Raw genomic sequence first — 20,594 nt, 5'->3', positions numbered from 1 at the left:
CTGCGACGGTCCTTAAAGGACACCAGCTTCGTTCTTGAGTTTTTCGACCAGTTCGCTCACGGAGCCAACCTTGATACCAGCTTCACGAGCAGCCGGCTCAGCCGTGGTGACAACCGTCAGACGCGGTGTGATGTCGACGCCATAATCGTCCGGGGTCTTCTCGTCGATCGGCTTCTTTTTTGCCTTCATGATGTTCGGCAACGATGCATAGCGCGGCTCGTTAAGACGCAGATCGGTCGTAACGATCGCAGGCAGCTTCAACTTGACGGTCTGAAGGCCGCCGTCGACTTCGCGGGTCACATCAACGGTGCTGTCACCAAGATCAACCTTGGATGCAAACGTGCCTTGGCTCCAGCCAAGAAGGGCGGAAAGCATTTGGCCGGTCTGGTTGCAGTCATCATCAATTGCCTGCTTGCCAACAATCACAAGGCCCGGCTCTTCGGCTTCAACAATGCCCTTCAGGATCTTGGCAACAGCCAGCGGCTCGGTTGTTTCGTCCGTTTTGACCAGAATGCCGCGGTCGGCACCCATGGCAAGGCCGGTACGGAGTGTTTCGGTCGCCTGCTGCGGACCAACGGAAACAACAACAACTTCAGTCGCCTTGCCGGCTTCTTTCAAGCGCAGGGCTTCTTCCACGGAGATTTCGTCAAACGGGTTCATGGACATCTTGACGTTGGCAAGATCCACTCCAGAACCGTCCGCTTTTACGCGAACTTTCACGTTGTAATCGATGACCCGTTTTACGGGTACGAGGATTTTCATTTGGTCTCAACCTCTTGCTGGGCCGGCTTTCACCGCACCGCATTAAAGGGCTTGCGCCCGCCCTGTAACGCTTCGTCACAAACGGCGGAAACAAGCCAACCGTGGCGCATGGCGCGGGACGGTACTGACCTGCGCGGCACCTGTCAATGACAGCAAAAGGGCTAAAGGTGCAATTTGCCGTGCTTTGCAAAAGTTGCGTCGCAAACATGACATTGCGGCAGCGCGGCAAAATGCAGCAGGCGCAGGCAATCAGCGCCCAGCATGTGATTGGAGAAATCAGATCCCGTTGGTTTGTGGAGAGAAATTATCTGACACGGGCTCGGCAAAAACCGTGGTCCAGACACCATTTTCATCACGGCATGCCGTGCCCCGAATGGTCATGTCCAGTTTCCCAAACCGGGTTTCCCGCAAATACTGTCGGCACCAATGCCCACTCTTACTCTTGTAGGTCTTGATTGGCGTCAGGATTTCCGACCAGTCTCCATCCTGTCCGATCGCGACAGGTTCTCCGCTGACCTTTGTTTCCAAGGCCTCCTGAACGGTCTGGGCAAGAGCGAGACGCTCCGTCTCCATATGGACCGCAAGCGAGGCCACAATCTGATCCATCCGGGACTGCATCCAGAAATTCGTGACGGCAAATGTTCCGGCCACCAAAACAAGAGAGGCCGCCAGATATACGATGGCGCGGCTCCAGTGCCTGTCAGATCCGGCTTTCGGGGCCCGGCGGTCGAATTCGCGTTCAATGACGCTCTCAATCCTCTTTATGGTGGCATCCGGAACAGACGGCGGCAGCACCTCTTGAAGCAGCGCCTGATCTGCCGCCATTTGCTGCATCATTTCTGCGCTATCGGCATCGGCTTGAAGACGGATCAGCAATTCATCCCGCGCTTCGGGCGGCATTTCATTGTCCAGGATCAGCCCGATATCCTGCGCCAGGTCCACTTGGCTTTTCTTTTCATCAAACGTCATGACACCACCCCCGTAGATGCCGATTGCGATGCGCCATCCGGCGACTTTCTGGCTTCCAGCCAATCTCTCAATTTCAACCGTGCGCGGGCCAGCCGGCTCGTGACCGTGCCGATCGGGACCTGCAGCTCTTCGGCAACGTCCTTGTAGCTGCGCCCATCTATGGCGATCATCATCAAGACCGTTCTGTTGTCGTCGTCCAACTGCTCGATAAACCGGCGAACCTGTTGCAATTCCAGGCTGGAAACCGCCGCCCGCTGGCCGTCGAACGTGTCGTCGTAATCGAACATCGCTTTCTCAAACAGTCTTGCGCGGTTGGCGGTGTCCCGCTGCATGTTGAAATAAAGGTTCTGCAGAATCCGGAACATCCAACTGTCCAGACGGGTTGCCGGATCAAACTGATCCAGCGATCGAATGGCCCGCTCGCACGTTGTTTGCACCAGATCGTCTGCCTGATCCGGATTCCGGCATAGCCGCAGCGCGAAACTTCTCAGTTTCGGTATCAAGCGGATCATGTCCGCTTTCAGTGGTTCATCGGCCAAGAAGTTCTCCGCCACGCCTCTCTCAAACTCTACAACACGGGAGTTAGACTTTTGATCCCGGCTATTTTTTGACTACATTGCAGGAAGGAATGTACCCACTTGAGGGTTCTAAAAGGGAAAGCCGAAACAATCTTCGGATTGTCAGGCGCGCGCAAGCCTTGAAAGACAACGACTACATGGAACACACCCGCCAGACGCCATTGCATGACCGCCTCTCTGCGATGGTCCGACGTCTGCCCGGTGTGGTGGCTGCGGCGCTGGTTTTTTCCTGTGTCTACTTCAGCCCCTTGTTTGACCAGAAAACGACCATCGCCGCAGTCGCGGAATCTGACAACCGCGGAGGTGGTGACCGGGGCGGCGGTGGCGGTGAAGGCCGTGGCGGAGGCCGCGGTGGCAGCGAGAGGGGTGACCGGGGCGGCGACGACGGCAATGGTCGCGGAGGCGGTAGCCGGGGCGGCAGTGAACGGGGTGGCTCCGACGGAGATAACGACAGCGACAACGACAGTGATGGCGGTCGCGGTGGTAGTGAAAGAGGCGGCGAACGCGGCGGCAGCGAACGTGGCGGCGGTGAGCGCGGCGGCTCCGATGCAGACAACGACGGCGACAGTGATGGCGATGGCGGCCGCGGTGGCAGCGAAAGAGGCGGCGGTGAACGCGGCGGTGGCGACCGTGGTGGCAGCGACCGTGGTGGCAGCGATCGCGGTGGGAGCGACCGAGGCGGAAGTGATCGCGGCGGAAATGGCACTGAAAGCGAAGCCCAGAGCGATTCCGGAGATAATGACAACGACGGCGGCAATCGCGGAGGCTCAGATGCTGCTGATGGTGGACGGGCGCCTTCAAATGACAATGACGACGACAATCAGCCGGAGCAATCGCCTGCACCTACTCCTGCCGCACAATCGCCCGCTTCCCAAAGTAGGGGTTTGGTTCCAGGTCGATCTCAGTTCCAGGGAAACAGCGCGCCTGGCGGCGAACCTTTGTCCGCCAGCGAGGAGAGAGAGGCGATCGACCGAGGGTGGCAATAGCGGGAGAGGTTAAGCGTTGCGAATTCGGGTGGATATAAGGGCGGCACGTATACTCCCGGTCCTGACACTGGTTACAGCTATCAGCGGATGCACAGCCTCGGCGCTTGTCGGGCCTGGAACCGGCAGCGGTCTTGCGCGGTCCGATCAAACGATGGCCGAAGCAACGTTCCAAAATGCTCTAGAAACATCCTTATCGGGAAAAACCAGTTCCTGGCGGAACCAGGAAACCGGCGCCAGCGGATCTGTAACCCCGGTCCGCACATGGAAAACCCGAAGCGGTGTTTATTGTCGGGCCTATCGGGAAAATATCCTGCTCGCGTCCGGAACCAGGCGACAAGACAACGGCACGGCATGTCGCAACAAATCCGGCAAATGGCTGCTTGCTTGAGATCCAGCGTGAGGATTTAGGCTCTCGTTCCCGTGTTTAAATCAATCACCTTCACGCGAGATCCCGGTCGAACAACACCACACCCCGGCGCCTCATGAACAAGATAAGGATGGCGCCTGCCGCCAAGCCACCGATATGGGCTATCCAGGCGACTTGACTATCGATCGATGTCGCGATCTGGACGAACTGATAGATCACCCACGCTCCGAGGATCCAGATTGCACGGAGCCGCAGCGGAATCCGGCCGAACGCGAGCACCCAAATGCGCACGCGCGGGTGGAGCATCAGATAGGCAGCCACCACACCCGATACGGCACCTGACGCGCCGATCAACGGGACTTCGGAACCTGGATCCAGGGCGGCATACGCAAAACCACCGGCAGCTGCACACAAGAGATAGAAGACCAGGTAACCGATATGGCCGACTGCATCTTCCACATTGTCGCCGAACACCCAAAGAAACAGCATGTTGCCCAAGAGATGCATGAAGTCGCCATGCAAAAAGGCATAGGTAACGATCCCGGACCACTCCGGAAGCACCTGGAGATGAGGGGCAAGATCACGCACATCGAAAAAGACCGCCGGAACGAGCCCGTAGGAATAGACCGACGCACTCGCCCCTTCAGATACGCCGCCGCCCTGAACCAGCAGGAAAACCAGGACATTGGCAGCAATCAGCGAAAGATTGACATAAGGCCGCGGCACATGTTTCAGCCGATTGTGATCATGCAGCGGGAGAAACATGGCGACAGTCCTGAGATTATGAGCCGATTAGCGGTTTTTGCCCGGAACCCATAGCACGTCTTCTTCACCCTTGTTGTTCAGATAACGGGATGCGACGAAGAAGTAGTCCGACAGACGGTTCATGTACCGGATCCCCGCCTGATTGATGGTTTCACGGTCAGCCAGTTCGACCATCAAGCGTTCAGCACGGCGGGAAACCGTTCTTGCCAGATGCAAATGGGCTGATGCCGCACTGCCACCCGGCAAAACGAAGGACCGCAGCGGCGAGAGATCGGCATTCAATGTATCAATCGCTTCTTCAATTGCTGAAACCTGGCCGTCCGTGATCCGGAGCGGTTCGTATCCCAGGTCTTGATCGGTTTCCGGTGTGGCGAGATCCGCACCGAGGTCGAACAAATCATTCTGGATGCGGTTCAGCACGGCGTCGATGTCCGGAACAACGCTTGCGGTATGCAACCGGGCCATACCAACGATGGCATTGGTTTCATCAACGGTGCCGTAGGCGTCGATCCTCAGATCATATTTTGGCCGCCGTTCGCCGGAGCCCAGCGCGGTCGTGCCGTTGTCGCCGGTTTTTGTGTAGATCTTGTTCAGTACGACCATGAAATCCCATCCCGCAGAAATGTTCGTGTTTTCAGCTGGCTTGTCAGCCTTTGCCGAAGAAGTAGAGCCCACCCATCACAAGGACAATCACCAGGAACTGCAATCCGACCCGCCAGCGCATTAATTTTTGAGAGCGATTGGCCGGACCGTTGCGGAACATGTTCAAAAGCCCTGCAAGCAGCACAAGCGCCACAGCCGCCATGCCGACAAAAATGAGTATATCGTAGATTTGTTCCATCAATTACGTCCTTGTCGTTTCCCGCGTTTGCCTGCACCAGATTTTCCGGCCGGATCCGGGTTTTATTCTTCGCCGTCCGCCGCCCAGATGCAGAACCTGTCCAAGACCCGCGTCGGCAGCAGCCGTTTTGCAATCGCCATCACCTTGGTCGGGATGGTGACACGGTAGCGCGCTTTTGGCCGATGTGACTCAATGGCATGGATTAGAGGTTTGGTGACTGCGCCCGGCGGCAATTTGAAAGGCCCCGGTTCTCCCGCTTCCATCCGGATCCGGCGCTTTTCGTAAGTCTCGCGGTGAACGGACTGCTTGGCCCCCTCTTCGCCAATCCACCGGTCAAAGTTTGCGATCGTGTTCTGCGTGAACCTAGTGTCGATCGGCCCGGGCTCAATAAGCGACACATGGATCCCCGTGCCTGCAAGCTCCTGGCGCAAGGTGTCTGTGTAAGCCTCGAGTGCAAATTTGGAAGCCGTGTAGGCACCCCGGTATTTGAGCGCCACAAAGCCCAAAACAGACGAGCACTGCACAATCCGTCCGGACTTCTGGGCGCGCATTGCGGGAATGATCTGGCGCGTCAAATCGTGCCACCCGATGAAATTGGCTTCGAAAAGGGTTCTCAGACCATCTGTCGGCAGATCTTCCAGCGCCCCAGGGATCGCGTAGGCGCCATTGTTGAAGATGGCGTCCAGTTCGCCATTTGTGGCTTCCAGAACGGCATCAGCTGTCACACGAATCGAATCCGGATCTTCATAATCGAGTTGAAAGGACTCAAACCCTTCATCCTTCAGGCGTTGAACATCTTCCAACTTGCGCGCGGTTGCGAAGACGCGCCAGTTCCGTCCGCGGAGAAGGCGGGCTGATGTTTCGCCAATCCCGGAGGAGCAGCCGGTCATCAAAATCGACCGGTGCTGCGGATAGCTGGAATTTTGATCGTTCATGCAAGCGCTGCCCAGGAAACCTAGCGGAGACGTCATCTCCTATCAGATCGGATCTCCTGAAAGCAATTTCGGCACCGGCCCCGCAAAACCGGATGCCTCCTTGATGAACTGGCTTTTCAAGCTCGGCATCCGGTCAACCAGCCCAAGGCCGAAGTCTCGCGCAGCCCGGAGGATGTCAATATCGTTTGAAAACAACCGGTTAAGGACATCCGTCACGACACCCATCTGGAACGTGTCGAACCGGCGCCACCGCTGGTAGCGCTCCAGAACGTCAAATGCGCCAATGTCCTGGCCGAGACGGCGGGCATCAATGATGACTTCCGCAAGCGCTGCCACGTCCTTGAACCCAAGGTTCAGTCCCTGGCCTGCGATGGGATGAATGCCGTGGGCCGAATCACCGATCAGGGCGAACCGAGGTTTCACGAATTCCCGCGCCAGTTTCAGTCCAAGCGGATAGGCCTGGCGCGGACCGTCAACTTCCAAAGTCCCAAGGTGATGGCCGAAACGGCGTTCCAGCTCCAGCTCGAAGGTGAAATCATCGGAGCGGACCAAGCGGTCGGCATCGGAGGTCTTTTCGGTCCAGACAAGAGAAGAGCGGTTGCCCGGCAGCGGCAGAATGGCAAAGGGTCCGGCGGGGAGAAAGTGTTCTTCGGCGCGGCCGTTGTGTGGACGCTCGTGCTTGATCGTCGTCACAATGCCCGACTGCTTGTAGTCCCAATTGACCGTCCGGATGCCTGCGAGATCCCGCAATTTGGAACGGACACCATCGGCAGCGATCAAGAGACGGGTTTTCAAAACCTTGCCGTCGTTGAGTTCCAGATCCACGTGATCCGGATTGTTTCGGAAGGTTGCCGCGCTGTTGGGCGCAAAAAACACTGTTCCGAGCGCTTTGGCTGCTTTGTAGAGTGCCGGCATCATGACACCGTTGGGCATCATGGTCGCAAACGGTTCGCCATCGGTCGCTTCACCGTCAAAGGTCAGAAAAACAGGACGCACCGCATCGCGCAACTTGCTGTCCGTGACGATCATCTCGTTGATCGGCTGGCCTTTATCGGAGATTTTCTCCCAGATGCCGAGCTGGGTCAGCATTCGTGACGCGGCCGCTGCAATGGCCGAGGCGCGCGGATCCTTGTCGAGGGTATTCATCGGCTTTGGATCAACAACAGCGCATTTGAGGCCCGGATCCCCTTGTTTCAGCGCGAGCGCCAGCGACAGGCCGACATAGCCGCCGCCTGCGATAACGACATCAAACATCTCGTCGCTCTTTTTGGACCTTGCCATTGCTTTAAAACTCCTCGCCCCTCGTTTCCGTAGGGGCATCTTGACTTTAACGTCAACACACGTCCAAGACTTCATCAAACCGGCGGCTCACCCGGCCACTGTCCCCATTGTTCTATTTAACAGGAACCGCGCCGATGAATACGGCCATTGATAACCTTCTGCACATTCTCGACCTGGAACCTCTGGAACACAATCTGTTTCGTGGTCGCAGCCCCCAAGTCGGCTGGCAGCGTGTTTTTGGCGGCCAGGTGATTGGCCAGGCACTGGTAGCCGCCTCGCGCACGGTGGTCGAAGACCGCCACGTCCACTCCCTACATGGGTATTTTTTGCGGCCGGGCGATCCGTCGGTGCCGATCATTTATGAAGTCGACCGGATCCGTGATGGCGGAAGCTTCACCACACGCCGGGTGGTAGCTATTCAGCACGGTCATGCGATTTTCTCCATGTCCGCCTCCTTTCAGGTGCGCGAAGAGGGGTTGGAATATCAGGCCGACATGCCGGATGTGCCGGGACCGGACGACCTGCCGAGCGAACAGGAACTGAAAGAAAAATTCCTTGCGTTTGCCCCGGAAAACGTCAAGCGCTACTGGGAGCGCGAACGGCCGATTGAAATGCGCCCGGTCGACATGACCCACTATTTCAGCAAGAAACCGTTGCCGGCCCAACAATATGTCTGGGTGCGCGCGAGCGATCCCTTGCCGGATGATGAGCGCATTCACCAGTGTGTTTTGGCCTATGCCTCCGACATGACATTGCTCGACACCTCGTTGTTCCCGCACGGCACGTCGGTTTTCAGCCCAAAAATCCAGGCCGCAAGCCTGGATCACGCCATGTGGTTTCATCACCCGTTCCGTGCGGACAAGTGGCTTCTTTACGCGACCGACAGCACCAGCTCCTCCGGCTCCCGCGGCATGAACCGCGGCCTCCTCTACACCCAGGACGGCAAGCTGATCGCCTCAACGGCCCAGGAAGGCTTGATCCGGCTGCGGAAGAAAGAGGCTGAGTGAGTTTGCTTTGTAAGCCGCCGTCCCGGCCTTGGGACCGGAACCTACCAATATGACCCCGGCTCAAGGCCGGGGCGGCGCGGAGTGGTCAGCAGCGGCTGAATTACCACTGAAAAGTCGCCTTAGATGGCAAGTCACCTCACCCAATCGGAGAGGGAGCTCTGCACTGCCGGCTGTATTTTTTCTGCCATGAAGGCTGGAGACTAACGCGGCGGGCTCGTAAATCCAGACACCGCAAGCGGGTTGTTCAGCATGGCCTCACTATCCGGCGTGTCGGGCCGTAGTGCGCCGGAAAAGGCTTCGAACATCTTGCGGACGAACCCTTCAGGCAAATCCTTGGTGATGAATACCATCCGGGTCCGCCGGTCCTCATCCGGCCAGGCGTCCAGCGTTGCAGGTGGGTGGAAGACGTGTTGGACGCCGTGAATGACGACTGGCCGGTCCGGGTCCTCGGCGATCTGAACAATGCCTTTGACCCGCAGCAGTTTTGGGCCGTGCGCCGAGCGCAGCAAATCCAGAAACATTTCCAGCGCGGAAGCCGAGACCGGACGGTCGGTCGAAAGGGTGAAGGCCCGGATCGCGTCGCTGTGCCGGTTTATGTCATGCGCATGATCGTGGCCGTGATGATGGTGCCCATGGTGGTGATCGCCGTCATGATGATGATCATGAGAATGATCATGGTGGTTTGGCTCATAGGCTTCCGCGTTCAGCCAGTTGGCAACATCCGGGATCTTGGTCTCCGGATTGTAGAGCCCGGCATTGAAAAGCGTTTCCGGCGTCGCTTCACCGGCCTGGGTATCGAGCACCTTCGCGCCCGGGTTCAAAGCGAGAAGTCGGGATTTCAGATCCGAAAAGCTCCTCTGGCTCTCCTCACTGTTGAGCAGATCCGTCTTGGTGAGCACGATCCGGTCCGCAACCGCGGCCTGTTTTTTGGCTTCTTCATGCTCATCAAGCGTGGAGAGCCCGTTCACGGCATCCACCAGGGTCACGACACTGTCCAGCCGGTAGCGCATCACCAGATAGGGGTGCAGCATGATCGTGTGAAGGATCGGCGCAGGATCGGCGAGGCCTGTGGTTTCGATCACCACCCGGGTCAACCGTTCGGTCCGCCCGTTGTCCAGATGACGCAGCAGATTTTCAAGCGTGGTTACGAGATCGCCGCGGATCGTGCAGCACAAACACCCCGACGACAACTCAACGATGCCGTCGCCTGCCTGATCGACAAACAGATGGTCCAGGCCGATTTCACCGAATTCATTGATGATGACGGCCGTATCGGCCATGGCCGGATCCTGAAGAATACGGTTCAGTAGCGTTGTCTTTCCAGCACCCAGAAACCCGGTCAGAACGGACACAGGAATCGGCGGCTTGGGACCTCTAGCCGGTTTTTCAGATACGGGGGATGCGTCCGCAACGCTCATGCACTTCGCTCCATAGAACCCCGGAGCATACTCTCATTGATGAAATGAGGTGTGGCGGACGCCAAAAAACCGCCTGTGCTCCACAAGGGGCTATGGCTAGCATCTGTGAGGGCGCAGCGTCAAAGCAGAAAGCCTGATGCTTGGAGGTGTCGAATGATTGGGGTCCAGCTAAACAGTATCAGCCAGCGTTCAGAACGTGGATCTCGCCGCTCTTTGTCTCGGTATCGTCGTCCGACAGCTCAGCGGCATCATCGCCGGAAAGATCCATCGGGGTCAGGTCTTGCGCCAGATCTGCTTCTTCCGGCGCACCGTCTTCCATTTCTGTCTCGTCGATCACCATCCGGACAGCTTCCGCAGCCTTTCGTAAAGTTGCGATAACATCTTCGACCGATGTGCCTTCTTCCAGCTGGTCTGCAGACAATTCTGCAAGGCTCGCAAGGGCGCGGATTGTGGCAGTTGATCTCGGTTCTATCATGCGGTGATCTCTCGATCCTCATCAACACGGCGTTTCTTCGCCTATAGCAGCACCTCTTGTGCTGCAGCTGACGATCCGGCAAGGCAATGGCCTCAATTCCGATCGACGCTTACTGCATCGTTAAAGAACAGCGTTAAAAATAAGTTAAGTAAACCAGAGAGTGATCAAGTTCCAGCTGTCAAACCAAGGGGATCTAGTTGGATCGCGACGGACTGGGCGCAGGAACGGGCACCGTGAAATCAAGTCCTTTTCTAAAGATCGAGCCGGGAGCCGTCCGCGACGTATCCACCGCAGATCCAGGTCGTTGCGCTGTCGCCTCAACTTGAGGGATTGATCCGGCACCTGCCTGTACAGTCTGCGGAGTACCAGTTGTTCCAATGGGTTGGGCTGTCTGCAACTGATTGCGGATCTTGATTTCTGCCAAACGGATCGGATTGGCCGTCGGCAAAGGAATGTCTTCGGCAGGTACCGAAGCACTGATGACCGGTGTGCCTTTCGGATTGCCGAGCCCAACCGGCAACGGCTTGTACGCAACACGGCGTGGTCCCAAAGTTCGATCGAGGATCTTGGCCCAGTCCGGCTTCCCGTTCGACTTGGTAAAGCTGCTGGTATCGACCTTGGCCTCTTTCGGGTTCTTTTGTTTACCGAAGAACAGCAACCCGCCGCCGCTGGGCTCATTCTGCATGTCATAACGGGCCATATACTGTTTGGAACTCAGCTTCTTGTTCCGGCGGCAATAACCATCGGCGGGCGGATTGCCGGACGAACCGCTGAGACTCTTCACGTTCTGGCCGCGGCTGCCCTTTCGGAACCCTTCATCGAACAACTGCCTGGCAAAGGCTGTCCGCTCAAGCCCCGAAGATGCGCCCATGATGATTGCAATGAGCGTTCGCCCCCGGCGCGTCACCGAGGACGCAACATTAAAACCGGAATTGCAGATATAGCCGGTCTTCATTCCGTTGGCGCCCGGAACCCGGAGCAGGAACTCCCGGTTGGCCGAGCGCAAGGTTTTTTTACCGAACCGGATGCCTGGATGTTTGTAAAACTCTCGCGACTCCGGAAAATCCGCGCGCAGAGCCATAGCAAGGATCGCCATATCTCGCGCTGTCGTGACCTGGCGGTTGTCCGGAAGGCCATGGGGATTTGTAAAGCGGGTGTTCGTCATTCCCAACCGGCGGGCTTCGGCATTCATCTCTGCAAGAAAGGCGCTTTCTGATCCGGAGACTGCTTCGCCCAATGCGACAGAGACGTCATTGGCCGATTTGATCAGGATGATCTTAAGCGCTGTGTCGATGGTAAATTTCGTGCCAACCTTGAAGCCCATTTTGCTGGGCGGTTCAGCTGCCGAGTTTTTGGATTGTACAACGGCGGAATCCAGGGCAACCCGTCCTTCGCGGATCGCCTTGAAGGTCACATAGGCGGTCATCATCTTGGTCAGGGACGCCGGATACCATTTGCGGGTCGCGTTTTTCTGGTCGACTACGGCGCCATTGCGGGCATCCACGAGGATGTATGTGCCGATTTCCGCTCGAGCTGGCGCAGCTATCAGAAACAATCCGAGAGTTGCCGCCAGAATGGGCAGGGCTGATCGACGGCCGAATAAGCTTGCGTACACCGGAAATCCTCGCTGTCTTCCCATGGGCGAACACGACTGCTTCAAATCAAAAGCACCTTAGCGGAAAGTTCCAATTAAAAAACCGGATCATAGACGCAAGAGCAACCCTTGCGATGGAGTCATCCAGCGGCAATCTTTTGAGCACCCGCTTATTTTTTGTGCAAATCAGCTTCCTGATAACAAGAATTATTTCGATTTATCAGCACTTTGAAGGCTAATTGCCGTCAGTATTCTACACGACCCGTCTTGGCCCGGTTGTTGCTACTGCTGGAAACGACAAGATACCGGTTTCGCCTGACCGTGGACAATCAAACACAGAGCGGGCACGGTAGAAAGAAAAACGAGACAGGTCCGAAGCGGGGAGGCTTCCTGAATGTATGATGCTGCAACAGCATCGGAAATTGGAACAACCGCGCCTGCTATGCAGCGGGTGCGCGGCACTGCACGTGTCGCCTTCGCAAATACCGCCGGTCAAACACGTCTGAAAGATCTCTTCCAGAGCGGCTCCGCGAAAGTCCGGCTCCCCAAGGTCTATGGTGAACCCGCGACCGCCGTTCTGATCAACACAGCCGGCGGTCTCACCGGCGGCGATCGCATGGATTACGAAGCGGCGATCTGCGCTGGTTCTCACGCAATCGTGACAACCCAGACCGCCGAGCGGGCTTACCGCAGCCTTGGGACCTCCGCAGAAGTAACAGGTCAGCTGTCTGTTGGTGCGGAAGCTACGTTGGAATGGTTGCCTCAGGAAACGATTCTGTTTGAGAACTCTAGCGTTTCGCGCCGGATCACTGCAGAGCTTACCGGCTCCGCCCGGCTACTCATCCTTGAAAGTGTTGTTCTAGGCCGCGCCGCCATGGGCGAACAGCTGACCCAGGTGTTTTTCAAGGACAGCTGGCGGATCCGCCGGGATGGCAAGCTTGTCTTCGCCGACGATCTGCGTCTCAACGGTGACCCAAACGACTTCTTTTCCGGTCCGGCAACCGGTCAGGGCGCAAAAGCCATGGCAACCCTGTTGGACTGCGCGCCCGATGCCGAAGACAGGCTGGATCATGCCCGGGGCTGTCTGGAAAGCACCTCATCTGCCTCCGTTCATGCAGCCGCAAGTGCCTGGAACGGACATCTCATCCTACGCTTTGTTGCCACCGACAGCCGGGCTCTACGACTGTCGTTGATGGCCTTTCTTGAAACCTATCGGTCGGCCCGCCTGCCGCGCGTTTGGTACTGTTAATTCTGGAGGACTTCCGTGAACCTGACACCAAGGGAAAAAGACAAGCTGCTGATATCCATGGCAGCCATGGTAGCCCGCCGGCGCCTTGAACGCGGCGTCAAGCTGAATCACCCTGAAGCTATTGCCCTGATTACGGATTTTGTCGTCGAAGGAGCCCGTGACGGGCGCAGCGTCGCCGATCTGATGGCTGCAGGCGCCAAGGTTCTCACCCGCGACCAGGTTATGGAAGGGGTCGCGGAAATGATCCATGATGTTCAGGTCGAGGCAACCTTTCCCGACGGAACTAAACTTGTGACGGTTCACGAACCGATCCGCTGAATTGGCCAAAGGAGATTTGATAATGACCAGGATTTTTGCAACGGCGTCTGCATTGGTGGTTTCTGCCGGCTCTGCCTTGGCTCACCCCAGCATTCAGGAACACGCGCACCCGCACACCGATGCGGCCAGCTATTTCACGGTTGAAACGCTCCTCATTTTTGCCGTCGGCCTCTCGATCGGCGCAACGCTTGCCTGGATGAAGCGCAGAAAGGATCTGGACCAATGATCCCGGGAGAAATCTTTGCAGCCAAGGGCGAGATTGAGCTGAATGCCGGACTGGAGACACTTTCGTTGGAAGTATCAAATACCGGCGATCGGCCGATCCAGGTGGGCAGCCACTATCATTTCGCGGAGACCAACCCCGGGCTGTCCTTCGACCGCGATGTTGCCATGGGCATGCGCCTGGACATTCCCGCCGGGACCGCCGTGCGATTTGAGCCGGGGCAAACCCGGTCCGTGACCCTGGTGCCATACCGCGGGGGCCGTACGGTCTATGGCTTCAATCAGAAAGTCATGGGCAAGCTGGGAGGGTAAGCCAAGTGCGTTTCCTTACTCTCAGTTTGGCAGTTATTGTTTTTGGTGGAGCATTTGCACCTGCTGTCCAAGCGCAAGATGTTAATTGCAAAGAACCGCAAACGCAGTTGGATATGACCATTTGCGCCAAGAAGGACTGGGAAGCAGCGGATGTGGAGCTGAATGCGGCGTACAAGGCCGCCATGGCCGCAATGAAGCAGACAGACAGCTACCTTTCGGGCGACCTCAAGGGAGCCGCCGAAACGCTGAAAGCGGCCCAGCGCGCCTGGATCCCGTTCCGCGACAAGGCCTGTGAGTCCTATGGCTTTCTGGCCCGCGGCGGATCCATGGAGCCGATGCTGGTGTTGCAATGCCGAGCGGATCTGACACGCCAACGCACATCCGAGCTGAAAGACCTGACACAGGGGCTTGGGAATTGATGCGTTTTTGGAGCCAAGCAGCCTTACCAGCCGTCCTCTTGGGCCTTTGCGTGCCGGCCCTCGCCGACGACAACATTGATTGCGGTTACCCGCTGAACAATTCGGAACGCACATACTGCGCAGAAAAGGCACTGGATCAGGCAAACCAAGATCTGACGGCTGCTTATGAACGCGCGCTGGAAAAGATGACGGAGGTCGACGCCTCTCTGCCTGAGCATTTGAAGGGAAGCCCGGAGGCTCTAAAGGCTGCGCAAGAGGCCTGGACCAATTTCCGCGAAAAGGACTGCACCGCTTACAGTTTTCCCTTCAGAGGCGGCACTCGCGGCAACGAACTCTACCGCAACTGCATGATCGTCATGACCATGCAGCGCATCGATGATTTGAACGCCATGGTCGAGGACTATGGCGGCTGACAGACTGTGGTCTGATCGCTGATTGGAGACATGAATGGCTTATAAGATGCCCCGCGCCGCCTATGCGGACATGTTCGGACCGACCACCGGGGACCGGTTGCGACTGGCCGATACCGATCTCATCATCGAGGTGGAGAAGGATTTCACGACCTACGGCGAAGAAGTAAAATTCGGCGGCGGCAAGGTGATCCGTGACGGCATGGGGCAGAGCCAGGCACCGAGGTCCGCAGGCGCGGTCGATACCGTCATCACCAATGCGCTGATTGTTGATCACTGGGGCATCGTGAAAGCCGATGTCGGCCTCAAGGACGGCCGCATCGTCGGCATCGGCAAAGCAGGCAATCCGGATGTCCAGCCGGGCGTCGATATTATCGTCGGACCAGGCACGGAAGCCATTGCCGGGGAAGGCAAGATCCTGACCGCCGGCGCGCTTGATGTTCATATCCACTTCATTTGCCCGCAGCAAATCGATGATGCGCTGATGTCCGGCGTGACCACCATGCTCGGCGGCGGCACAGGGCCGGCAACCGGCACCAACGCCACTACTTGCACGCCGGGCCCCTGGCACATCACCCGGATGCTGCAATCGGCCGACAGCTTCCCGATGAACCTTGCCTTTGCTGGGAAAGGCAACGCGTCTTTGCCGGCAGCGCTCGAAGAACAAATCCTCGCCGGTGCTTCCGCGTTGAAACTCCATGAGGACTGGGGCACCACCCCGGCAGCCATCGACACGTGTCTCTCCGTTGCGGACGAATACGATGTCCAGGTGATGATCCACACGGACACGCTGAACGAATCCGGCTTCGTCGAAAACACCAAGGCCGCGTTCAAGGACCGCACCATCCACGCCTTCCATACCGAAGGCGCCGGCGGCGGCCATGCCCCGGACATCATCAAGGTCTGCGGCGAAACGAATGTTCTTCCGTCCTCGACCAACCCGACTCGCCCCTATACGGTGAACACGCTGGAAGAGCATCTCGACATGCTCATGGTCTGCCACCACCTCGACAGCTCAATCCCAGAAGATGTTGCCTTTGCCGAAAGCCGGATCCGCAAGGAAACGATTGCGGCGGAAGACATTCTGCATGACATGGGCGCCTTCTCGATCATCGCCTCGGACAGCCAGGCGATGGGTCGGGTTGGCGAGGTGATCATCCGCACGTTGCAGACGGCCCACAAGATGAAGGTCCAGCGCGGCCGTTTGTCCGATGAAGCAGGCGAAAACGACAATTTCCGCGTCAAACGCTACATGTCCAAGATCACCATCAATCCGGCAGTTGCGCACGGTCTTGACGAACACATTGGGTCCATCGAAGTCGGCAAACTCGCAGATCTCGTGCTTTGGGACCCGAAATTTTTCGGCGTTAAACCAGACATGGTCATGAAACTCGGCACGATCGCCGCCGCCCCGATGGGCGATCCGAATGCCTCGATTCCGACACCGCAACCGGTGCATTACAGGCCGATGTTTGGCGCATTCGGCAAGGCCATGACTCAGAGCCGGGTGACGTTCGTCTCCAAGGCCGCCTATGACAACGGCGTAAAGGACAAGGCAGGGCTCGACAGTCTGGTTCTGCCCGTCAAAAATGTGCGCAGCGGCATCTCCAAGAAGTCCATGGTCCTGAACGACGCCACCCCGCACGTTGAGGTCCATCCGGAGACTTATGAAGTGCGTGCCGACGGCGAGTTGCTGACCTGTGAACCGGCGGACGTTTTGCCAATGGCACAGCGCTACTTCCTGTTCTAATCTCCCAAAAAACACGCAAAGGGAGAAACGAATGTACAAGATTGTCGGCTATCCGCAGACCCGGGCTATGCGCGTCATGTGGCTTTTGGAGGAATTGGGAGAACCATATGAAATCGATCCGGCAATGCCCCAATCTAAGGGCATTCGCGAGGTCAATCCGGCCGGAAAGGTGCCAGTGCTCATTGACGGCGATCTGGTGCTCCCGGAATCAATCGCCATCTGCCAATATCTTGCCGACAAGCATGGAAAGTTTACCTTTCCGGCAGGCACCAAAGAGCGCGCCATCCAGGACAGCTTCACCCAACTGGCGGTCGACGTTCTGGAAGGGGCGCTTTGGACGGCGGCCAAGAACAGCTTCATTCACCCGAAAGAGCTTCGCGTTCCAGAGATCAAGCCTGTCTGCAAGGCGGAATTCGCTGAAGGTTTACGGATCCTCGACGCGCGCATGGGCGAGGGGCCATATGTCATGGGTGAGACTTTCACTGTGCCAGACATCATCATCGGTCATTGCGGCGGGTGGGCGGTTACCGCCAAGTTCGACCTGCCAAAGGAAGGCCGCATCTACGATTACTTCAAAACTCTGCGAAACCGTCCGGCCTATAAAGCAATGATGGCCAAGGTGATGGTTGCAGCTGCATGATTGGAAGGACCGTATGATCCGGGTTGCCAGCATCAAACCGGCCGGCGGATGGGCAGGCCAATCCGCCGATACGATCACGCTGGACCGCGAAGACCGGCATCGCCGCCGCGCCGTGCTTACGGCCAGTGGCGGCCTGTCATTCCTTTTGGATGAGGCAAATGCCGTTCATCTGCATCACGGTGACGGCCTGATTCTCGACGACGGCCGGATCGTTGAGGTCCGCGCTGAACCCGAAGACCTGGTGGAAATCCGCGCAACGGATGGCGCGCATCTTGTGAAGATCGCCTGGCATCTCGGCAACCGGCATTTGCCGACCCAACTGATGGGCGATACCCTTCGTATCCGGCGTGATCACGTGATTGAGGACATGGTCAAAAAGCTCGGCGGAAAGCTGACGGCCTTGAGCGCCCCGTTCGATCCGGAGGGCGGCGCCTACGGCCACGGCCAGACGCACGGCCATAGCCATGATCATGGGCATACGCACTCTCATGACTGATGTTTTCCGAGTTCATGATATGGGCGTCATCCCCGCCTTGAGCGGGGATCCACTCGTTTGCGGAGAAACTGCACTGAAATTTCTCAAGTTGCGGCAGGCGGATAGGCGAGTGGATCCCGGCACGGAGGCCGGGATGACATCCGAGGCAATGCTCGGCGAAAGGGCTTTGGTATGACAGCGTCCGTCACCCAATCCGCGCTCTACCGGCTGCTGACATTTCTCTCTCCGGCCTTTCCGATTGGGGCGTTCACCTATTCCCATGGGCTGGGACAGGTCATCGACGCTGGTGGTGTCAGCTCCGCCGAAGAACTCCGGATCTGGCTCAAGGACATACTGACCCACGGAGCCGGTCGGAGCGATGCAATCCTGATGAGCCAGACCTACCGGGCGGCGCTTGCCGGATCACACGAGGACGTCCGGGAACTGGCAGAGCTTGGCCTCGCGCTCCAGCCTTCAAAGGAACGGCATCTGGAAACATCCGCTCAAGGCTCGGCATTTGTTGACACTGTGATTGCGAGCTGGCCGCCGGACTCACAAACCACAGCAGGGGCTGTTTACAGCAGCCTGACCATTGAAAACAGTGAGACGCGTCTGACCGAGTGGCCCTATCCCGTCGCGTTGGGTCTGATTTGCGCAGCCCATGCGCTGCCGGAAGACGCAAGCTTGACGGCCTTTCTCCACTCCTTTACGGCCAATCTCATCTCGGCGGCTGTCCGCGCTGTGCCGCTTGGGCAAAACGAAGGTCAACGGGTACTGGCCGAACTGGAACCAGTCATCTCAGAAATGGCTGCCGATGCGATGGGTGCCGGTCTTGACGACCTTGGCACCTCCACCTTTCTCGCCGACATCGCCTCCATGGCGCACGAAACACAATATTCGAGGTTGTTCCGCTCATGAAATCTCAAAACGGTCCCTTGCGCGTTGGCATCGGCGGCCCGGTTGGCGCGGGTAAAACGACGCTGACGGACAAACTGTGCAAGGCGATGCGGGATCGCTATTCGCTCGCCGTCATCACCAACGACATCTACACCAGCGAAGATGCCGAAGCGCTGATGCGGTCGCAGGCCCTGACCAGCGACCGGATCCGCGGCGTGGAAACCGGCGGCTGCCCGCATACGGCCATTCGGGAAGACGCCTCGATCAATCTGGCGGCGGTCAAGGATCTCAATGACAAAATCCCCGATCTCGACCTGATCCTGATTGAATCGGGCGGCGATAATCTGGCGGCCACTTTTTCACCGGAGCTTGCGGATCTAACGATCTATGTCATCGATGTAGCGGCGGGTGAGGAAATTCCTCGAAAAGGCGGTCCCGGCATCACCCGCTCGGACCTGTTGGTTATCAACAAAACGGATTTGGCCCCCTATGTCGGCGCAGATCTAAACGTGATGGACCGGGACGCGGCCAAAATGCGCAAGGCCCGACCGTTTGTTTTCGCCAACATGCGAGCCGGAGATGGTATAGAAAAGATCGTGGAGTTCATCGTCGAAAAGGGCGGTCTTTAGGTGTGACACCGGCAGAAACTGTTCAGCTTTGCGCAAGAAATAATGCGCTTTGGTGCGATGCCGTCCTGAGAGCCGCCGGCGCAAAAACAGATTTTCACCATGGCTACTGGCGGGCCTCAAACGAACAAGTGCCCCTGTTTCCAAACATCGTCACATTAACCGCAGAGCACAGTTCGGAACTTTCTGCAGCGCTGTCCGCACTGCCATCCAAGGCGGCGGTCAAGGACAGTTTCAATTGCCTCGATCTGGGGGCGTCCGGTTTTGAGAAACTTTTCACCGGCACCTGGCTCTTCCGGTCACCCGAAACCACCAGAAAACCCGCGTCCCCACCAGATTGGCAAAAGGCCCAGACATCGGAAGCGCTCCAAAAATGGCTCAAAGCCTGGAGCAAGAAGGAAAGCCTTCACACCTTGTTTCCGGCAAAGCTTCTCAAATCGCCAGACATAGATTTTGTGTCGATCCTTCGGGACGACGCGATCCAAGGCGGGGCTGTTCTGAACTCCGGTCCAGCTCATGCTGGCAAGGACGTTGTCGGCATTTCCAACATCTTCCATCGCAAAAGCTGGCTCTACGGGGCTCTCCATGCGCTCATGGAGCCTTTCCCGCACCGGCCGGTTTGCACCTATGAGACCGACACAGAACTCTTGCCCGTCTATCGTCAGATCGGTTTTGAGGATGTTGGAACCCTAACGGTCTGGCAAAAGCTTTGATTCTGGCTTCAGATGCCTCGCATTTTTGACAGGTACTTTTCTAGCCAGTGCGCTTGATCTCTGGCCTGATTGATTTCATTGTCCATTCGAAAAGAGCGCATCGCAATGCGTTAGGGAGAGTCCAAACATGATGTTCGACGGGATCAATTTGCTGGCCGCCGGAGGTGCAGCAATTGCCTCATTTATCGTCGGCGCGATCTGGTACGGCGTTCTTGGAAAAGCCTGGATGAAAGCCGCTGGTTTAACCGAAGAACAGACACGGCCGAACCCGGTCACGATGGTTATTGCCTTTTTGTGCCAAGTGGTTATGGCCATCGTTTTTGCCGGGATCATTTATCACACAGGCGAAGTGACGGTCCGTGCAGGCATCATCTCGGCCATCATGGTCTGGATCGGGATCGTGATGACAACCCAAATCATCAACCACCGCTTTCAGAGCCAGCCGTGGGCCCTGACTGCAATTGACGGCGGTCACTGGCTCTTGGTTCTGCTGGTTCAGGCGGTGGTCATCGGGCTGCTATCGCCCTTTGTCATTGCCTGACGCAAGCGTAAATCCTTACGTATTTGAACGCACTAGACCAATGT

Annotated in this window: 27 protein-coding genes; 16 read left to right on the top strand and 11 right to left on the bottom strand. The window is 57.5% G+C overall.

The window, feature by feature from the left end:
* Positions 1-12 precede the first annotated feature (12 nt).
* The 3 genes from ACQY4Z_RS12330 to ACQY4Z_RS12320 form a co-directional block, all read right to left on the bottom strand.
* On the bottom strand, positions 13-762 hold the full coding sequence (locus ACQY4Z_RS12330; RefSeq protein WP_008197339.1) for an electron transfer flavoprotein subunit beta/FixA family protein: 750 nt from the start codon (positions 760-762) through the stop codon (positions 13-15).
* 276 nt (positions 763-1,038) lie between these two features.
* On the bottom strand, positions 1,039-1,731 hold the full coding sequence (locus tag ACQY4Z_RS12325) for a hypothetical protein (protein WP_428521669.1): 693 nt from the start codon (positions 1,729-1,731) through the stop codon (positions 1,039-1,041).
* Positions 1,728-2,270 (bottom strand): RNA polymerase sigma factor, encoded by a 543-nt coding sequence (locus tag ACQY4Z_RS12320; protein ID WP_209002679.1) that lies wholly within the window; start codon positions 2,268-2,270, stop codon positions 1,728-1,730. The genes ACQY4Z_RS12325 and ACQY4Z_RS12320 overlap by 4 nt, the downstream gene beginning before the upstream one ends.
* 89 nt (positions 2,271-2,359) lie before the next feature.
* Between ACQY4Z_RS12320 and ACQY4Z_RS12315 the strand changes: the two genes are divergently transcribed.
* Together ACQY4Z_RS12315 and ACQY4Z_RS12310 are read left to right on the top strand one after the other, a co-directional pair.
* Entirely contained in the window at positions 2,360-3,295 is a 936-nt protein-coding gene (locus ACQY4Z_RS12315; protein WP_428521667.1) for a hypothetical protein, read from the top strand.
* 151 nt (positions 3,296-3,446) lie between these two features.
* Positions 3,447-3,683 (top strand): RT0821/Lpp0805 family surface protein, encoded by a 237-nt coding sequence (locus tag ACQY4Z_RS12310; RefSeq protein ID WP_133952768.1) that lies wholly within the window; start codon positions 3,447-3,449, stop codon positions 3,681-3,683.
* Positions 3,684-3,734: 51 nt separating this feature from the next.
* Here the strand turns inward: ACQY4Z_RS12310 and ACQY4Z_RS12305 are convergent, their stop codons facing one another.
* The 5 genes from ACQY4Z_RS12305 to ACQY4Z_RS12285 form a co-directional block, all read right to left on the bottom strand.
* Complete coding sequence (locus ACQY4Z_RS12305; RefSeq protein WP_428521665.1) at positions 3,735-4,427, bottom strand: rhomboid family intramembrane serine protease; 693 nt, start codon at positions 4,425-4,427, stop codon at positions 3,735-3,737.
* A gap of 27 nt (positions 4,428-4,454) precedes the next feature.
* A complete protein-coding gene (locus ACQY4Z_RS12300; protein WP_055673064.1) occupies positions 4,455-5,030 on the bottom strand; it encodes a cob(I)yrinic acid a,c-diamide adenosyltransferase in 576 nt (191 codons plus the stop codon).
* A gap of 43 nt (positions 5,031-5,073) precedes the next feature.
* A complete protein-coding gene (locus ACQY4Z_RS12295) occupies positions 5,074-5,268 on the bottom strand; it encodes a twin transmembrane helix small protein (RefSeq protein WP_428521662.1) in 195 nt (64 codons plus the stop codon).
* Positions 5,269-5,330: 62 nt separating this feature from the next.
* Complete coding sequence (locus tag ACQY4Z_RS12290) at positions 5,331-6,203, bottom strand: SDR family oxidoreductase (protein ID WP_428521660.1); 873 nt, start codon at positions 6,201-6,203, stop codon at positions 5,331-5,333.
* 42 nt (positions 6,204-6,245) lie between these two features.
* Positions 6,246-7,484, bottom strand: coding sequence for a ubiquinone biosynthesis hydroxylase (locus tag ACQY4Z_RS12285; protein ID WP_428521658.1), 1,239 nt, complete (start codon positions 7,482-7,484; stop codon positions 6,246-6,248).
* A 134-nt stretch (positions 7,485-7,618) separates the two neighbouring features.
* Here ACQY4Z_RS12285 and tesB point away from each other — a divergent pair, with 134 nt between their 5' ends.
* Entirely contained in the window at positions 7,619-8,491 is an 873-nt protein-coding gene (gene tesB / locus ACQY4Z_RS12280; protein WP_428521656.1) for an acyl-CoA thioesterase II, read from the top strand.
* Between the two features lie 200 nt (positions 8,492-8,691).
* Here tesB and ACQY4Z_RS12275 read toward each other — a convergent pair whose 3' ends face one another.
* From ACQY4Z_RS12275 to ACQY4Z_RS12265, 3 genes are all read right to left on the bottom strand, one after another.
* A complete protein-coding gene (locus tag ACQY4Z_RS12275; protein WP_428521654.1) occupies positions 8,692-9,909 on the bottom strand; it encodes a CobW family GTP-binding protein in 1,218 nt (405 codons plus the stop codon).
* Positions 9,910-10,087: 178 nt separating this feature from the next.
* Complete coding sequence (locus ACQY4Z_RS12270) at positions 10,088-10,384, bottom strand: hypothetical protein (RefSeq protein ID WP_133952762.1); 297 nt, start codon at positions 10,382-10,384, stop codon at positions 10,088-10,090.
* A 193-nt stretch (positions 10,385-10,577) separates the two neighbouring features.
* A complete protein-coding gene (locus tag ACQY4Z_RS12265) occupies positions 10,578-11,999 on the bottom strand; it encodes a D-alanyl-D-alanine carboxypeptidase family protein (RefSeq protein WP_428521652.1) in 1,422 nt (473 codons plus the stop codon).
* 373 nt (positions 12,000-12,372) lie between these two features.
* On the opposite strand from ACQY4Z_RS12265, the gene ACQY4Z_RS12260 reads away from it, so the two are divergent.
* The 13 genes from ACQY4Z_RS12260 (at position 12,373) to ACQY4Z_RS12200 (ending at position 20,550) form a co-directional block, all read left to right on the top strand.
* Positions 12,373-13,227, top strand: coding sequence for an urease accessory protein UreD (locus ACQY4Z_RS12260; RefSeq protein WP_428521650.1), 855 nt, complete (start codon positions 12,373-12,375; stop codon positions 13,225-13,227).
* Positions 13,228-13,242: 15 nt separating this feature from the next.
* Complete coding sequence (locus ACQY4Z_RS12255) at positions 13,243-13,545, top strand: urease subunit gamma (RefSeq protein WP_209176452.1); 303 nt, start codon at positions 13,243-13,245, stop codon at positions 13,543-13,545.
* Positions 13,546-13,567: 22 nt separating this feature from the next.
* Positions 13,568-13,771, top strand: coding sequence for a hypothetical protein (locus ACQY4Z_RS12250; protein WP_428521647.1), 204 nt, complete (start codon positions 13,568-13,570; stop codon positions 13,769-13,771).
* On the top strand, positions 13,768-14,079 hold the full coding sequence (locus ACQY4Z_RS12245; RefSeq protein ID WP_428521645.1) for an urease subunit beta: 312 nt from the start codon (positions 13,768-13,770) through the stop codon (positions 14,077-14,079). Before ACQY4Z_RS12250 ends, ACQY4Z_RS12245 begins: the two co-directional genes overlap by 4 nt.
* A 113-nt stretch (positions 14,080-14,192) precedes the next feature.
* A complete protein-coding gene (locus ACQY4Z_RS12240; RefSeq protein WP_428521643.1) occupies positions 14,193-14,498 on the top strand; it encodes a lysozyme inhibitor LprI family protein in 306 nt (101 codons plus the stop codon).
* Complete coding sequence (locus tag ACQY4Z_RS12235; protein WP_428521641.1) at positions 14,498-14,911, top strand: lysozyme inhibitor LprI family protein; 414 nt, start codon at positions 14,498-14,500, stop codon at positions 14,909-14,911. The genes ACQY4Z_RS12240 and ACQY4Z_RS12235 overlap by 1 nt, the downstream gene beginning before the upstream one ends.
* Positions 14,912-14,945: 34 nt before the next feature.
* Positions 14,946-16,658, top strand: a complete 1,713-nt coding sequence (ureC, locus tag ACQY4Z_RS12230; protein ID WP_428521639.1) for an urease subunit alpha — start codon at positions 14,946-14,948, stop codon at positions 16,656-16,658.
* A gap of 31 nt (positions 16,659-16,689) precedes the next feature.
* A complete protein-coding gene (locus ACQY4Z_RS12225; RefSeq protein ID WP_428521637.1) occupies positions 16,690-17,298 on the top strand; it encodes a glutathione S-transferase family protein in 609 nt (202 codons plus the stop codon).
* 13 nt (positions 17,299-17,311) lie between these two features.
* Complete coding sequence (locus tag ACQY4Z_RS12220; RefSeq protein ID WP_428521635.1) at positions 17,312-17,794, top strand: urease accessory protein UreE; 483 nt, start codon at positions 17,312-17,314, stop codon at positions 17,792-17,794.
* 171 nt (positions 17,795-17,965) lie between these two features.
* A complete protein-coding gene (locus ACQY4Z_RS12215) occupies positions 17,966-18,691 on the top strand; it encodes an urease accessory protein UreF (protein WP_428521633.1) in 726 nt (241 codons plus the stop codon).
* Positions 18,688-19,299 (top strand): urease accessory protein UreG, encoded by a 612-nt coding sequence (gene ureG / locus ACQY4Z_RS12210; protein WP_428521631.1) that lies wholly within the window; start codon positions 18,688-18,690, stop codon positions 19,297-19,299. Before ACQY4Z_RS12215 ends, ureG begins: the two co-directional genes overlap by 4 nt.
* A 2-nt stretch (positions 19,300-19,301) precedes the next feature.
* Complete coding sequence (locus tag ACQY4Z_RS12205) at positions 19,302-20,009, top strand: hypothetical protein (protein WP_428521629.1); 708 nt, start codon at positions 19,302-19,304, stop codon at positions 20,007-20,009.
* Between the two features lie 127 nt (positions 20,010-20,136).
* A complete protein-coding gene (locus ACQY4Z_RS12200) occupies positions 20,137-20,550 on the top strand; it encodes a DUF1761 domain-containing protein (RefSeq protein WP_428521627.1) in 414 nt (137 codons plus the stop codon).
* The last annotated feature ends 44 nt before the right edge of the window (positions 20,551-20,594 follow it).

This window comes from Roseibium sp., from assembly GCF_965276855.1.
Taxonomy (GTDB): domain Bacteria; phylum Pseudomonadota; class Alphaproteobacteria; order Rhizobiales; family Stappiaceae; genus Roseibium.
Note: the sequence above shows the minus strand (reverse complement) of the source record. Positions and strands in the feature narration are given on the sequence as shown.

Coding starts and splice junctions, on each gene's coding strand:
- ACQY4Z_RS12330 (WP_008197339.1), bottom strand. CDS start 762: ATGAAAATCCTCGTACCCGTAAAACGGGTCATCGATTACAACGTGAAA.
- ACQY4Z_RS12325 (WP_428521669.1), bottom strand. CDS start 1,731: ATGACGTTTGATGAAAAGAAAAGCCAAGTGGACCTGGCGCAGGATATC.
- ACQY4Z_RS12315 (WP_428521667.1), top strand. CDS start 2,360: ATGTACCCACTTGAGGGTTCTAAAAGGGAAAGCCGAAACAATCTTCGG.
- ACQY4Z_RS12310 (WP_133952768.1), top strand. CDS start 3,447: ATGGCCGAAGCAACGTTCCAAAATGCTCTAGAAACATCCTTATCGGGA.
- ACQY4Z_RS12305 (WP_428521665.1), bottom strand. CDS start 4,427: ATGTTTCTCCCGCTGCATGATCACAATCGGCTGAAACATGTGCCGCGG.
- ACQY4Z_RS12300 (WP_055673064.1), bottom strand. CDS start 5,030: ATGGTCGTACTGAACAAGATCTACACAAAAACCGGCGACAACGGCACG.
- ACQY4Z_RS12295 (WP_428521662.1), bottom strand. CDS start 5,268: ATGGAACAAATCTACGATATACTCATTTTTGTCGGCATGGCGGCTGTG.
- ACQY4Z_RS12290 (WP_428521660.1), bottom strand. CDS start 6,203: ATGAACGATCAAAATTCCAGCTATCCGCAGCACCGGTCGATTTTGATG.
- ACQY4Z_RS12285 (WP_428521658.1), bottom strand. CDS start 7,484: ATGGCAAGGTCCAAAAAGAGCGACGAGATGTTTGATGTCGTTATCGCA.
- tesB (WP_428521656.1), top strand. CDS start 7,619: ATGAATACGGCCATTGATAACCTTCTGCACATTCTCGACCTGGAACCT.
- ACQY4Z_RS12275 (WP_428521654.1), bottom strand. CDS start 9,909: ATGAGCGTTGCGGACGCATCCCCCGTATCTGAAAAACCGGCTAGAGGT.
- ACQY4Z_RS12270 (WP_133952762.1), bottom strand. CDS start 10,384: ATGATAGAACCGAGATCAACTGCCACAATCCGCGCCCTTGCGAGCCTT.
- ACQY4Z_RS12260 (WP_428521650.1), top strand. CDS start 12,373: ATGTATGATGCTGCAACAGCATCGGAAATTGGAACAACCGCGCCTGCT.
- ACQY4Z_RS12250 (WP_428521647.1), top strand. CDS start 13,568: ATGACCAGGATTTTTGCAACGGCGTCTGCATTGGTGGTTTCTGCCGGC.
- ACQY4Z_RS12245 (WP_428521645.1), top strand. CDS start 13,768: ATGATCCCGGGAGAAATCTTTGCAGCCAAGGGCGAGATTGAGCTGAAT.
- ACQY4Z_RS12240 (WP_428521643.1), top strand. CDS start 14,193: ATGACCATTTGCGCCAAGAAGGACTGGGAAGCAGCGGATGTGGAGCTG.
- ACQY4Z_RS12235 (WP_428521641.1), top strand. CDS start 14,498: ATGCGTTTTTGGAGCCAAGCAGCCTTACCAGCCGTCCTCTTGGGCCTT.
- ureC (WP_428521639.1), top strand. CDS start 14,946: ATGGCTTATAAGATGCCCCGCGCCGCCTATGCGGACATGTTCGGACCG.
- ACQY4Z_RS12225 (WP_428521637.1), top strand. CDS start 16,690: ATGTACAAGATTGTCGGCTATCCGCAGACCCGGGCTATGCGCGTCATG.
- ACQY4Z_RS12220 (WP_428521635.1), top strand. CDS start 17,312: ATGATCCGGGTTGCCAGCATCAAACCGGCCGGCGGATGGGCAGGCCAA.
- ACQY4Z_RS12215 (WP_428521633.1), top strand. CDS start 17,966: ATGACAGCGTCCGTCACCCAATCCGCGCTCTACCGGCTGCTGACATTT.
- ureG (WP_428521631.1), top strand. CDS start 18,688: ATGAAATCTCAAAACGGTCCCTTGCGCGTTGGCATCGGCGGCCCGGTT.
- ACQY4Z_RS12200 (WP_428521627.1), top strand. CDS start 20,137: ATGATGTTCGACGGGATCAATTTGCTGGCCGCCGGAGGTGCAGCAATT.